Here is a 15,042-nt window from a genome sequence, read left to right on the forward strand (position 1 = left end):
AAAAGCCCGGCATAATTGCCGGACTTTACCATTTGTTTCGTTGTTGATAAGAGTTGTTTACAAGTAATCGGTCTGTTTCAGCATCCGCTGCAGCATCACGGCAGCTTGTGCACGAGTGGCATTTCCCTGGGGTTGAAATTGACTTGTTGTCATACCCAAGATAATCCCTGATTGCACTGCCTTTGCGACGAACTCCGCACTTTGATTCTGAATTTTCGATTTATCCTTGAATCTTGCAAGTGTGGAAGCAGAGGTACCGCTTAGCGTAATAGGATGTTTGGTATATTCCATCGCACGGATCATCATAATCGCCATCTGCTCACGTGTTATATTGTCATTTGGACGGAAGGTACCATCCGTATTCCCTGTAATAATTCCAGCCTTAGCCGCTGCACCAATATAGTCTCCCGTTTGTGTGAAAGGCTGCACATCCCGGAAGCGTTGTGCTGTCTCACGATCTCCAAGCAAACCCAGACCCCGACTAAGCATAACAGCAAACTCAGAGCGGCTAATTTTTTTCTCCGGATTAAACGCATTGCCGTAGCTGCTATCGATAATACTCTTAGCGCCAAGCTCAGCTACAATCGCATTACTCCAGTGCTTACTCATATCCGTGAAAGTCCGGAGGGACAAGAAGGTCCCTAGCACCTGATTACCGGCGGTACGAGCACGAATAATCGTATAGCTGCCTACCGTACTGATTTTTGTGGGTAGATAAGCTGCATCGTCATAAGAAGGATCTAATCTGACTACAGATGTCTGCGCACTATTTAACGAAGAAGTAGTACGTACGGTGTATTCTCCTGGTACAGCCAGTGCCTTGGAATTCGAATTACTACCGCCAACGATCGCCGTCACACGTACATCCATGAGACTAGTAACAGTTCGCATACCCAACGTTTGCAGCTTTTGCTCAAAAGGTGTAAATGTGCCTGCTGGAACTTTATCCAAGCGAAGCACGAGCGAAATATTTTTACTGTCCGAGTTCAGGCTGCTCGCAAGCCCGTTCATATCCATATCATTGAGCCCTACGCTAAATAGGTTATCTCCATGACGAATCATAAACTTAGTATTTTTATTACGATTTACCGCATCGAGCAATGGTTTTAGCGGAACGGATACAAAAGCTGCTTGCTCGGTGGAAGGAACCTCAAAGGCTAATATATCATTGTTCATCTTATTCAGATATTCATAACTTGCAGCTATTCGATCTGCGTTTATAATATATCTTTTTACAGATTGATTGTATAAAGAGCGGTCATCCACAATTTGCGAGGAATCACTCTTTAGTATTGCATACTCTTTACCAAATTCACTCGTTGCTAGTGTTCCCAGATAGGATGGACGACTTCCAGATCCAGTAGTCACGCCGGTTAGATTCTGAACTGATAATGCTGAGAATGAGGATAGTATATTCCCACTCAAATCCTTAATCATACCGTTACCTGACATATAGGATAAGTCGACAGTTTGCCCGGTTTTTACAGCAGAGGATAATGTTATTTTTAGAATATTGCCTGAGATATAGTAGGATTGCACTCCCCAGCTGCTACCATCTGCTCTAACTCCGAACTGATTGGTGTAGAGGGAACCGGATGCCTGCATATTCTTTGCAAAAGTAACTGTTAGCTCGTCACCTGAAACGGTCGCAGAATTAATCTCCGGGATAGTAGTGCCACTATTTTCCGAGATAGATACAGGCTGCAGGTTAATATACGCCGCACGGTTTCCATTCAGATCGCTTAACCCGACAGAACCTGGCACATAAGATAAGCTCACATTCTGATTAACTTTCAGCGCAGTTTGAAGAGTTAACGTAACCTGATCGCCACTGACCGATACATTAGTTACATAATTAGGCGTGCTGCCCACTAAAACAGAGAATTGGCTATTCAGCGGGAGATTGGTTGTAGACAAGCCTTCATTATAATTCAGAATGATTTTAGTGCCGCCTCCGGTTGCACTTTGAAACACTGGCGCAATCGTATCGTTATTGTTACGGATATTGAAATCAGTAAAGTCCGCAATATTTTGTCCATAAGAATTTAGCAAAGGATACGAACCTGCATAGTAGGACACCCGAACGTTCTGTCCATTTGATGCTTCACTGCTCAATGTTAAATATACTGTATTGCCGCTGGAACTGATCGAGTTGACCCCAAGTGAGCTTCCATCTGCAGTCACTGAGAACTGGTTATGAGCGGAATAAGAAACCGGTTTTAATGTGTCGTTAAAGTTTAATACTACGGATCTTCCCGTGATTCTCCCGTCTTTAGGTGTCGGCATGGAGGATTCGATGGAGTTCGTGATCTGTTTAGAGCTAAAAGTGCTCGCTGCATTTCCGCTTGGATCCTGAATCGTCCGCAGTCCGCCATTATAGCTGACCTTTACAATCTGCCCAACAGCTACTCCTGTACTCAGCACCAGATAAGCACTGTCTCCCTGAATATAGACGCTTTCAATCGCTCGATTCTCATCATTCACAGTAACTCCAAAGCTTGAGGTCAATAGCGCTATCGATGAATTGAGAGACTCATTATATTTCAGGCGAATGGTTCGATTATTCTCAAGCTGGGCAGAAGTGAGCTGGGGAGCTGTTTTGTCCAAAGACAAGGTCTTGAAGCTCCATGAATTTTTACCACTTAACCCGTCATATAGAACGTTGGCATCACTTGCATCTACAAAAGCCCCTTTAGCGATGTCAATGTAATACGTTGAATCACTATCTAACGCTACGGAAGGTGTGATGATATATTCTTTAGCTGTAGTGGTACTCCGAGTAACGTTAACAGGCACCTGAGATCCTCCATTTTTATATAGAGCCACACCATTGGCCACTGCACTGTTGTAATTCACATCCCGATTAAACACGATCGAAAAGGATCTGTTGTTAGCAATAGATTCACTTCGATCAGATGGATTCAAAGCACTTACGCCAAGTCCAGTCAAAGATACTGTTGTAAAGGTCCAAGTGTACGCGCCCGAGGCAGGAAATACATTTCCATCTTGATCATAAAAAGCACCTTGGGGAATCGTAACCGTATATTGCGTGCCGTTTAGCAGCGGTGAGGTTGTGGATGCTGGATTCAATGTTATAGTTCTGCTGCTTCCTCCAGTAACGGCTGGGGAGTTCACATTAAGCCATCTTGTTCTAGCATCGTTAGCTGCCCCTGGGGACACCGTAATTACACCTGATGCAGGCATCATAGGACGGTCAAAAGTGAGCTGTAGTGCTCCTGTGGTAGATATACCACCTGCACCGTTAGCCGGTGATGGAGTCATCGGAATTTCAGCTACACCTTTCGTAGAGAAACTCCATACATTCCCGCTAGAAATACCAGCAAACGTTCGATTATCGGCATCCTTAAAAGCGTAGGCATCAATAAGAACATAATAATTTCCTCCGGCTGCCAAAGCCTTATCCAATGATAATTTAACTGTAGTAGAGTTTGCATCAATTTGAACGTTAACTCTAGTGTCATCATCTTTGATTTTGAACTCTTGCACTGTTGTATTATCTGCTGAGGACAGGATTTGGATAGAACCTCCACCTTTTAGCAGCTGTTTATTTAGTGTCAGACTAAGTTCCTTTAAACTCCCGGCATCCACTCTTGCATTACTAGCTGGTGTAAAGTTACCTGCGGTAATAGCCGTGTTACTCTCAGGAGCGGTGGTAAATGCCCATGAAGTAAGTCCAGATTCATTACCCTCATTATCTTTGAACAATCCTTTGGGAATTGTCACCGTGTATGCTTTATTCGGAGTGAATTGTTGGTTTGGCCCTAATTTAAGCTCGTAATCTTTTGAACTACCAATTAAACCATAACTACCAATAGGAATCGTCACAAAAGGCGTACTATCACCCTGACCCGTGATTGTTATTTGTCCAGCCTGTGGGTTTACTTGACGATCAAAGCTTAGTTTAAGAGATGATCCTATATTTACATAGGTTGCTCCAGGTGCTGGTGACACGCTTATACCAAACTCTGCTGCAGCATGTACTGCCGATATTCCGAATCCGATAGAAGGATACCCTGCTCCAAGTACCAGTTCTCCCGCTAGAATAATTGCCGTCCATATTGAAATTTTCCTTTTCATGCCGTGATAGACTCCTCTCAAACCATACTAACGTCTTTATGTATATTCTTATATTTCGGTTAAAGGGCTTACAAAGTTTAGTAGTCTACTTCTCTATGATTAGAATCAATCCTAATTCTGCCCATTACATAAAAATAGCCCGCAGAGCTGACACTAAGTGCCAACTTGCGGGCTTAACGTATTATAAGAGCATATAATTAACTACAATCCTGCCTGACCTCTGAGTAATTCCGCTTTATCTACGCGTTCCCATGGAAGATCTACATCAGTACGCCCGAAATGCCCGTATGCTGCAGTCTGTCTATAGATTGGTTTACGCAAATCAAGCATGGAGATGATACCCGCAGGGCGAAGATCAAAGTTGTTGCTGATCAGTTGAACCATCTTTTCCTCACTGATTTTACCTGTTCCGTATGTATCCACATTAATCGAGACAGGAGTAGCCACACCAATGGCATAAGCAAGCTGGATCTCACATTTATCAGCTAGACCTGCAGCTACAAGATTCTTCGCCACATAACGAGCTGCATAAGCCGCAGAACGGTCCACTTTAGTTGGATCCTTACCAGAGAATGCGCCGCCGCCATGACGAGCATATCCGCCATACGTATCAACGATAATCTTCCGACCAGTCAGACCGGCATCCCCTTGAGGGCCACCAATCACAAATCGTCCTGTTGGGTTAATAAAATACTTAGTTTCAGCATCGAGCAGTTCCGCAGGAACAACTGGCATAATTACATGCTCTTTAATATCTGCCTGAATTTGTTCAAGAGAAATTTCTTCCGCATGCTGTGTAGATACTACGATAGCATCCACGCGTACAGGCTTCTCATCTTGATATTCGATCGTAACTTGTGTCTTCCCGTCAGGACGCAGATATTCTAAAGTTCCGTTCTTACGAACTTCAGATAAGCGACGAGCAATACGGTGAGATAAAGCGATCGGTAACGGCATCAGTTCTGGTGTCTCATTCGTAGCAAAACCGAACATTAAGCCTTGATCACCCGCTCCAATATTTGCTGTTTCTTCAGCTAATTGTGCTGGATCACGGTGCTCTAGAGCAGAGTTTACACCTTGAGCAATATCAGCTGACTGTTCATTAAGTGAGCTCAAAACTGCACAAGTATTATAGTCGAAACCATATTTTGCACGTGTATAGCCAATTTCTTTAATGGTATTGCGTACGATGGCAGGAATATCTACATACTCAGATTTGGTACTGATTTCCCCGATCACCAAAACAAGACCAGTTGCTACTGCTACTTCGCAGGCTACACGTGCATTTGGATCATTAGCTAAAAATGCATCCAATACCGCATCGGAAATCTGGTCACAGATTTTATCCGGATGCCCTTCCGTCACGGACTCAGAAGTAAACAAATGACGCCCTTTAATAGACAAGTATAACAACCTCCCTTATGGTTAGTCTGACACTGTATAAGGAGTTCCTTAATAATCACAGGCCAAATTAATAAAAAACTATAAAACAAAGAAACTCAGGGGCCTGTTCTTTTTATGAAGGATGATTGCAGTATTTCATGTTTATATTCACTAAACTCTTCAAAAAAATGAACCTTTCCCATATGGAAAAGGTCTAAGGCTTTCCTCAAAAGTCATATTATCTTATTTGGGAGGTGGTGTCAATTACTCCGAAGCCCCTCCATCACAGTATAAATATTGATTCCACAGTATTAAAAAGAAATATCAGATAGGATTAATAAGAATTCTTTCACCCCTGATATTATTAAAGAAGAGACTGTTCGGCTTGCTTAATGAGTCTCTTCGTGATTTCTCCGCCAACAGAGCCATTATCTCTTGAGCTAAGATGTCCAAGATACTGGCGACGGCCAGAACCACTACCTCCGATTGCTCCTAATTCAGAAGCAAACTCTGTGTCTGCTCCGCCTCCATAATGCGCCCCATATAAACCAAATTCAGCTGCAATCTCATATTGCATTTGCTTCAGCATTGCCCGACTTTCCGGTACCACTGTACGATTGTTACGTGCCATGTTACAGCACCTCCTGTGAATTTGTAAGATTACAGGAATATTGTGCGTCCAACAGCTACTCTTCAATCGCGCCAATGATTTGTAACTTTGGAAAACTGTTTGAAGGTATGATTAAGTACTTTTACGGGCATTATGAATATATATAATTACAAATTATTTTAGTGTATATCCGCCACGAACCATGACAACAAGGCCAAGGGTTTGTCCTGTTTGCACAGTAATACCACGACCATCACGAGGGAAAGATAATAAATGGTTAGTAGGCGCAGCTACTCCATTAGCAAGATCTTTACCATCCGTTAAATCAGCCACACCATTTGCATCCTGAGAGTAGATAACCGCTTTACCCGCACGAACAATAAATTCAGCGCCTGCGGAAGCAATTAAGGTTTGACCTGGTTTCACATCGACAATTACGGATTCATTACTGCTAGTAGCTGGACTTGTTGTAGCTGTTGGAGCCGAGGTCGGACTCGGAGTAGCTGTCGCTACTGGAGCTGTGCCTGTACCACCTGTAAGTGCTTTTTGAATTTGCTGATCTACATAGCTTTTGGTAACCACTGGATCATCCGTTGTTCCTGGCTGTGAACCAACGCCTGCACCTTCTGCAGTAACATTCAGTAGTGATCCGGCCCATACACCACCAGCCAACAACACAGCAGCCGTTGTCACTTTCCATATCGATTTCAATGAAATTCCTCCTCTTATTGGGGGTAAATGCCTATAAAAAAAGAATAGCCTCCGAAGAGGCTATTCTGTGCTTCGGTAATCCAAAAGCAATGATTATTTACCAGTAACTACTGTTCCAGTTGTAATCAAGTTTCCGGAGGTATCCGTGATGTTTGCACCAGCAACAACCTTAACTTCGATGGAGTTCACATCGTTAGCATTGAGGTTTTGCTTACCAGTAGTTCCATCCAATTTGTTGAATGTTACATAGAACTTACCAGCGTCAGATCCAGCACCAGGATCGATACTGCTAGGTTTAACATTGGAACCACTTGCAGTTTGGCTAACACCGTTAATTGAGAATTCGAAATCAGCTAGGTTAACTGTAGAAACCTTAACATCTTCACTGAATCCAATAACCAATACAGTGTTGTCACCAGAGGAAACAGCTGCAGTTGTCAATGTTGGTTTCACGCGGTCTGTAAGTTCGGATTTCTTCTCAACAGGAAGAATTCCGTTTCCAGCTTTATCCGCAATACCGAACACTTGGAAAGTGTGGGCTTCTGTTTTGGTAATTGTGCTACCAGGGATGTAGATTCTTACAGTTGCTTCTTTAGGAGCAGCTGCATCATTATCTTTACCAATTGAAGTAATTACTGGATAAGACCCAAGTGGCAATGCTTTGCTATTCAAAGTGTAGCTGTTAACATCAGTTAGAGTAGCTACATTCAGACCACTTGCACCAGTACCAGGATCTTTAACAACTACATCATAGTACACATCAGCAGTTACAGTACCAGCCGCATCTTTGTCATGCGGAGTAATGCTAACTACTTCTGGTCTTGTAGTATCACTAGTATTTGCAGCTTCAATAGTCAGAGCAACTGTTGTGGATGCGAAAGGATTAGTTGAGAACGAATCATCTGTAACCAAACCTTGTGGCAGGCGCACAGTATAATCAGCACCAGACAATGCAACATTGTAAGTCAATGTTTTCTTATCAGAAGACAAGGAACCATCTTTAACTTTGAGTGCTGTTCCAGCTTGTTGACCTGTTTTGTTGTTGATGATAAGAATTTCTTTGTTATTAGTTGCAGTTTTATCAAGAATTACTTCTTCATTAAACTTAATTACCAAACCTTTGTTGGAATAAGTAGCAGAAGTTACACCAGGAGCACTAGTATCCTTAGTGAAAGTAATTGCTTGAGTCGCAGCAGTACTCAAAGTGTTACCAAGAGTATCACGTACAGATTGACCAAATACGATGGATCCAGTGAATGTGCCAGATGTAGGCAAAGCACTCAATGGGGATCTCAATTTGATCGTGTCACTATCGGAAGAAGTACTTACAAAGAACACACCTTTGCTTTCTCCGTTAGCATCAAGCAAACGAACATTACCAACCAAGGAATCTCTGTTTACTTTTTTGTCGAATTTAACTTCAACATAACGGTCGCCGACAGGAGTCACACTCTTAATTGCAGGAGCTGCTACATCGGAAACTACAGTAACACTAGTTTTGATTGGGTTAGGGTTCGCAACATTACCAGCGAAGTCAGAAACGTTAGTCAGAGATACATCATAAGTAGTACCACTGTTCAGGTTTCCAGTAGTCAACACAAATGTGTCATAAGTATCTCTTTGTACAGTTGCAGCTGCACCGTTAACATAAGCGATGATACCCGCTGGTTTAACTGGCTCACTAAATTTAACATAGACTTTGTTAGTAGTTGCTTTAGCAACAGCATTTACAGTAGCTACTGTAGGAGCTGTAGTATCAGCTACAGAAAGAATGCTAGTGAACGCTGGAATTGCTTCAGCACTAGTTGTTTTCACTTTATTAGCTACAACAACAGTGTATTGACCTTTCAAATACTCAAGACCTGGGAAAGTAATAGTAGCTTGGGTATTGTCAGTATTAAAAGATACTTCTGAACCTGCTGCAGTTACAGTTGGAGCACCGCTCAATGCAGTTACTTGAACCACGCCGTTGATCAATTTACCATCTTCAGCAACAGTATCTGCGTCAACAGCACGGTTGAATTTAACAACCAATTGTTTCGAGTTTGGTGCTTCTACAGAAACAACTTTAGGAGCTTGCAAAGTTACTTTAGTAGTGTAGTCGTGATCCTTGTGTTTAAAGTTGATTGTAGTTTCAACGCCTGCTACAAGAGCAGTAGTCAATTCAACAGTTGTAGTAGTTTTGTCAGAGAAAGTAACAACTACTTTAGTTGGGCTTACTGCTTCAGCAGAAGCTACAGTAGGAGCTGCTTCCAATTGATCAACTGCATAAGCTGTTTCAACTACCAAAGAACGGCTAGCGTTAGCTTTGAAGTTAGTGTCTTTAGCAATCAGACCAGCATTGATTACCGCTTGAGCATAACCTTTAGCCCATGCAGATGCAGTGTTGTCAGTTGTTGCTGGTGTTTCAAGTTTCAAAGCGCGGAACAATACAGCCGCTACTTCTTCAACAGTTACTTTACCGTTGTAGTCGAAGATACCTTTAACAGTATCTTTACCTTGCATCAAGTTAGCTGCAGTAACAGCTTCGATGTAAGGAACTGCCCAGTTCTTAGCATTGTAACCTTTGTCTTTGTAAGACAATTTGTTAGTTACTTCAGTAAGATCGAACAATTTAGTAACGATCTTCGCGAATTCAGCGCGAGTAAGATCTTTTTCAAGGTGAGCTTGACCATCTGGGTACCCATTGAGAATACCTTTCGCTGCCAAAGCATCAAATTTCTGTTGCGGAGTTGTTGCTGCGTCACCAAACGCTACAGAGGCAAACATCGAGAATGCCATTGCTGTAGATAATGCTACGGATAAAATTTTCTTCATAACCTTTTTTTCTCCTCCTTGGACGTTCATAAACTGAGATTTTTCTTTAGTTGAGTAGCTCGTGTCACTCATTAGCCGTTGCACCCCCTTTCCAGAGTTGAGCAAATTAAGTATAAATAATGTCTGTGACGGGTATCACAGAAACTGGTAAACAATGATCAGGACATGACAATACTAGATTCCTAATTATACCTAAGTATTATACAATGTGCCTCAAGTCACGTAAAGCTAATTTTTCCATTTAGCTAAATTCGCTTTACCACCGGTTAATTTCAACTGCCTGTGTAAATGACTCTACACCTTAAACGCAGAAGATTTGGAAAAGTTGCGGTTTCTCAAAAAAATTCTTTTTTTGTTTCCCCGTACAATCCCAATAGAAGATACATATGTATGTTCTACTAACTATTGTTAATCATGGGTTGCCACGGAAAATAGTATACCATAGTCGTTTTCTAAACGTCATTATGCAATATTTACTAAGTATCATTAACATTAGTGCCATTTATTTAAACATTCCTACAAATTTTGAGTATGCAGGAGAGGATCTCCCTGATTTCTCAAATCACCGTAGGACGATTATATGAGGTTCCCCTTCTGAGATTCGACCCTTAGTTCTAAAGCTGTAACCTAGAAACTTTTCCTTCTAGGTTCGATCTAACACGCTCTTTCTTTATTAGCCTTCTGTTTCATTCTTGCATCGATGATTCTTAAGCTAATGGCTAATACTTACCTTCACCATGCGGAGCTCCCCATACAGATAACATCCATGCAGAACGCAGCAAAAAAGCGCCGTTGTCGGCGCTTGCTTCTATTACAGTAGGGTCTAACGAATCTTCATAGATAACTGGATCAATTCCTGACGCTTTTCAGGACTTGAGTTTACATTGTCATACATTGCATCAATAGCTGCGCGATTCTCGCGGTAGCTCTTCTCATGCTTAATTGTAGTATGAGACCATTCGATCAGAGCGTTCTCAGCAACGACAAGCTCATTGTAAGAATCATGGAATCCTGTAGCCTGCACAAGCTCCTCCATAACCTCCTGTGTAATCTCCTGTAGTGCCCGCTTAGCCGCAATTTCCTTCTCCAACACTTTTGCTCTATTCTCAAACATATTCTTGGCTTTCATGTAATCTAACTGTGCTTTTGCTAAAATCGGTTTCATGTTTGGCTTTCACCTTTCAGAAAATAATATTTTCTACGTTATTGTATCGTAAATCGGTGCAGATTACAAAGATGTCTAGATGGTAATTTAAGCTGCATAAATCCACGTGCTCTTCAAAACTTTGCTTTTTCTTTTTTTTATTATACCCAAATGGTAATCAGATATAAAGTATACCGAATATATAGTGGCTGATAAATGAACAAACAGAGGGCGACTAAACAGCCCTCTGTAATAAAATCATACAATATGAAGCTTTCCCTCTAGCTCAGGTTTTTAGGGAATATTGTAGTACTCTTTTTCAATAGCTCAACAGCAATTTTTCCAGCTTCAGCTCTGGTCATGTTGGACTTAGGATTAAAGTTATATGAAGGTTTCTTCTGTCCTGGTGTGTTCACTTCAGTTCCATTCATGATTTTTGCTTTCGATACTGCTTGGACAGCCGACAATGCATAGGATTCTATCTTACCGGAATCCATGAATGACTTGGCGACATTGTCTTTTAATTTCTGATCATTCACTGCCAGCTTCAGTTTAAGTGCTCTGGCGATCATTACAGCTGCTTGTTCCCTGGTAATCGGCTGATCTGGTCCGAACACACCATCAGAGAGTCCTGTAACGATACCTGCTCTTGCCGCTGTCTCAATATGGGCATAGTCCCAAGTAATTGAGCTTGCTCCGGGTACAAGATCCGCATATGTCTTTTTATCATCATAATTAAGCGGAAGATTCAATCCTTTAACAAGAAGTGTTGCGAACTCCCCTCTTGTCGTCTGATCATCTGTTCCGAATTGCTCAAACCGAAGATTATTCATAATTCCTTTAGAGTACAAAGCATTCAAAATATTTCTGGCCCAAGCATGATTCGTAACATCGTTGTATCCTCGGCTCATCTTCATAACGGTATAGTATCCAAATTCATCAAACGGAACGGTGATTGTGTGTTTATTGGTATCTACAGTACCTCCAATATTTTCCCATTCCCGTTTATCATTATATTTGAATACAGTAACTTGGGTACCTGCCTCCACTACTACATTAGAGTCAAACGAAAGGGTCAGCGTACCGCGTTTGGATGGTGTAATTCTGCGTTCAGCGGGAATCTGGGGATCACCAAACAAACCATCTACAGAATATGGAGCTAATCCGTTTGTAGCAGGAATGTATCCTGCAGTTGAGACTGCGCCCAACTCCCCTAACCCACCACTAATCCAGTACATTTCCGAAATGCGTCCAAAGTTATTCGTCTCATAATCGGAGCTAAAACGAAGTGTAAACTCATCAGGAATCTTCCATGTAGGAATACCGCTATCCTCAAACGTCTCAGGGAAACCAATAACATTTCCATAATCATTACGGCGTTCTACTACACCTGTCTTCGGCTCTGCAATCCCAAAACGCAGCTTCGTGTCAGGATAATATTTCGTGAGGCTCCGTCTATCTGTACTTTGCATTACCGTTCCTTTAGGGAAGTTTAATTCTAATGCCTTGTTAAATACGCTGTATTTATCCGCTACCTTAGGTGCCATGTACTGCGAATCGACACCTACAGTCCCCGTATAGAATACTGAAATGGTATCTGTAGTGGTTGCGCCTCCGCGAACAATTGAAATCTTAATTGGATTGGCTTTATCTTGTTTTAAACCCACATAATCTAATACAAATCTATTAGCCCCTAAGTCAGTACGTCTAACCGCGCGTTCCTTATCTACAATAACATCTGTAGCTCCTTCAGCCTCAATATCGAAGTGAATGAAGTTTTTGTTCACAACATATTGAGTACCTACAGAAGGCTGAGGTGAAAGAAGGCGATACGCACTTACTTCTCTAACAATCTCTAGCTTTCGACTAGTCTTAGCTCCTGTGCTATTAATCAGTTCAAGTGTGTATATATACGTTCCCGGTGCATCATTAGTGAGATCTTGGATTCGCATAATAAAGTCTTTTTGATTTCCTGCAAAGCTATAAGTGTATGTTGCGCTACCTGGAGGAAAAATAGGAGTCTCAGGCATTTGTGAATTTGTAGGAATATCAATAGAAACAATATTTTTAGTACCCAAATTCAAATTGAGCTTAACCGCTCCGCTTCCTCGAAGAACTAAATCATACGTCTTCAAACTTGTTGTATAAATATTATCTTTATAAATGAAATCTGGTGTTAAATTAAAAAGCTTAGCAAGTCGTGGATCGGTTGATGGAAAATCTCGCTCTGGAAAGTCCGGTCTTCCTGTACCAACAGCAGGTTGGAACTTACTGATCGTTGACACGTTCTCATCTATAATATATATACGTAATTCCTTGCGCACTTCTCTTGTCTGTCCCTTGTCATCAATACCTGTTGCAGTAAAGATGATTTTGTTCTCTCCATATACCAACGGACCCGCTGTAGCGTTAACCGCTAGTTCAACTTCAAAATCACCTGTTTGTTTGTCCACCCAAGGATCGGTGCTTGTTTTAACTTTTAGTCCATTAACATACATTTCAGCTACAAAGAATTTACTGTTTAGATTTTGGAAATCAATATACTGCCCTTTAACCTTGAGTGTCTTGCTTGCATCTGAATTAATAGTATAAGTATCTCCATCAGTGAGGTTAGCGACATAGATGTAGTTCTTTGATGCAAAGGAAATATTAACATCTTTAGTCGCAGTAGAACCCTTAAAATTAAAGCGGACCGTCTGATTACCATTTTGAAAATCCTTTATTCTGTAAATATATTCAGTATCTGATATTGTCTTAACCAACTCAGGAGCTAGGTTCTTAGTGGATAAAGGTAAATAGCTGGCAAGTAACGTAGTATCATTAGGTTTGCTATTAGTTTTGACCCGAATATAGAACTCACTGGAGTTCACCTTTGCTCCATTTAGCGATACACCTGGTGGAATAGTAGCATTAGGATCTGAGAAATCAGATCCTTCTAAAAGTCTCATATCAGTGATAACCGTTTTTCCCTGCATGTATTGAAAATCCACGGAACGATTTATTGTTTTAGTCCCATAAGCAACCGAAAGAGCGTGAATTTGATTTGCTAAAATATTAGCTGCATTGTCTTTCTGCATAGTCAGTGGAATGCTGAATGTCACTAGACGATATGAAGGCGAATCTTTCTTCGGAGAAGGGACCAAAATTTCAGATCCAATAATTAATTCCAATTTACCACTAGAATCAATAGTCATCCCACTTCCATAAGAAGGAGTCACCACCGCATTATCAAGCTTTACAACTGCAGAACCAGCAAATGGAATCCCGGCATTGTCCGGAACCATCATCTGAACAAATACATTGGCGGTGTCCGCCTTCTCCGTAAATATCGGCTCATCTTTGCCAAGCAGATCCTGTCCATATTTAGACGAATCCACTAAGTATAATTTAACAATGGGATTCTTCTCATCAAAATAAAATATCGTATATTGAAAGGACAGTGTATCAGAGCCGTTCATTACGACTAGCTTCAGCTCATTCACACCTGGTTTAAGTTGCATTCGCTGTGAGAAGAAGGTTCCGTCCTGCAATAGAGAGGTAGCTGATGCACCCTCACCATTAATGGAAACAGTAACCTTTGTTGCATTTTGCGCTTTACCTTCCAAAGTGATTTCTGAGTTTGCTACTACAAGCTGCGCACCTTCGTTCAGGTCAAGCTTGTCAGAACCGCCTAATACTTGAAGCTTCTCAACATAAGGTACCTTATCAAAAAGAACATAAAAAGCCTCAGAACGATCATTACTACCCTGCGACCCGGTCAACGTAATTCGGTTAATCCCCGGATACAGCGTCAAATTTGCCGTAAACCGGTTTTCCGGGCTATCAACATCCAACTGAACAACACCTGGCATCACATGTGTAGGGTCTTCAACCCACTTTCCAGCTTGCTGATCCCAGCTCAAAAGTTGTACATTTGCTCCCAGTGTAGAGCTGGTTACCTTTGTATAGGTTCCTGAAACCTTCAAGCTCGCATCGGTTACTTGCAATACATTAGTTCTGGAGATTTGAGTGGTTGTAGTTGTTGACGGTAATAGTGTCAGATCAACTGTATTTCGTAAAACTTTATTATCAGGTGTAAAATAACTGGTGGGCTTATCTGCCGCTTCTGCGGTATTCATAAGTCCAGCGGGGACTAAAGTTACTACCAAAGCAAACAGTAGCGACCATATAAATGTCTTTCTCATGCGCTGCATGTCATTAATCTCTCCCTTTTGTTGACGTTAATTATTTTATCGGTACATAAGATGATAATTTGAAGGAATACTGCTTAATAAATTTA

General features: G+C 41.5%; 7 protein-coding genes. All 7 read right to left on the bottom strand.

From position 1 onward, the window contains the following. Window positions 1–57: 57 nt before the first annotated feature. The 7 genes from UQ64_RS24250 to UQ64_RS24280 all read right to left on the bottom strand — a co-directional run bounded on the left by UQ64_RS24250 (window position 58) and on the right by UQ64_RS24280 (window position 14,956). Window positions 58–4,098, bottom strand: a complete 4,041-nt coding sequence (locus tag UQ64_RS24250; RefSeq protein ID WP_060625954.1) for an Ig-like domain-containing protein — start codon at window positions 4,096–4,098, stop codon at window positions 58–60. A 201-nt stretch (window positions 4,099–4,299) separates the two neighbouring features. Next, window positions 4,300–5,502 carry a methionine adenosyltransferase gene (metK, locus tag UQ64_RS24255; RefSeq protein ID WP_042192431.1) on the bottom strand — a complete coding sequence of 401 codons (1,203 nt, stop codon included), beginning with the start codon at window positions 5,500–5,502 and terminating at the stop codon, window positions 4,300–4,302. Window positions 5,503–5,845: 343 nt separating this feature from the next. After that, a complete protein-coding gene (locus tag UQ64_RS24260; protein ID WP_042192433.1) occupies window positions 5,846–6,112 on the bottom strand; it encodes an alpha/beta-type small acid-soluble spore protein in 267 nt (88 codons plus the stop codon). 153 nt (window positions 6,113–6,265) lie between these two features. After that, window positions 6,266–6,802, bottom strand: coding sequence for a hypothetical protein (locus UQ64_RS24265; RefSeq protein WP_060625955.1), 537 nt, complete (start codon window positions 6,800–6,802; stop codon window positions 6,266–6,268). Window positions 6,803–6,895: 93 nt separating this feature from the next. Continuing rightward, window positions 6,896–9,619, bottom strand: coding sequence for an Ig-like domain-containing domain (locus tag UQ64_RS24270; protein ID WP_167348521.1), 2,724 nt, complete (start codon window positions 9,617–9,619; stop codon window positions 6,896–6,898). Window positions 9,620–10,442: 823 nt separating this feature from the next. Next, entirely contained in the window at window positions 10,443–10,784 is a 342-nt protein-coding gene (locus UQ64_RS24275; protein WP_042131350.1) for a hypothetical protein, read from the bottom strand. 260 nt (window positions 10,785–11,044) lie between these two features. Next, on the bottom strand, window positions 11,045–14,956 hold the full coding sequence (locus UQ64_RS24280; RefSeq protein ID WP_060625957.1) for an S-layer homology domain-containing protein: 3,912 nt from the start codon (window positions 14,954–14,956) through the stop codon (window positions 11,045–11,047). Window positions 14,957–15,042: the final 86 nt, after the last annotated feature.

It is taken from the genome of Paenibacillus etheri, assembly GCF_001012825.1.
Taxonomy (GTDB): Bacteria; Bacillota; Bacilli; order Paenibacillales; family Paenibacillaceae; genus Paenibacillus_AQ; species Paenibacillus_AQ etheri.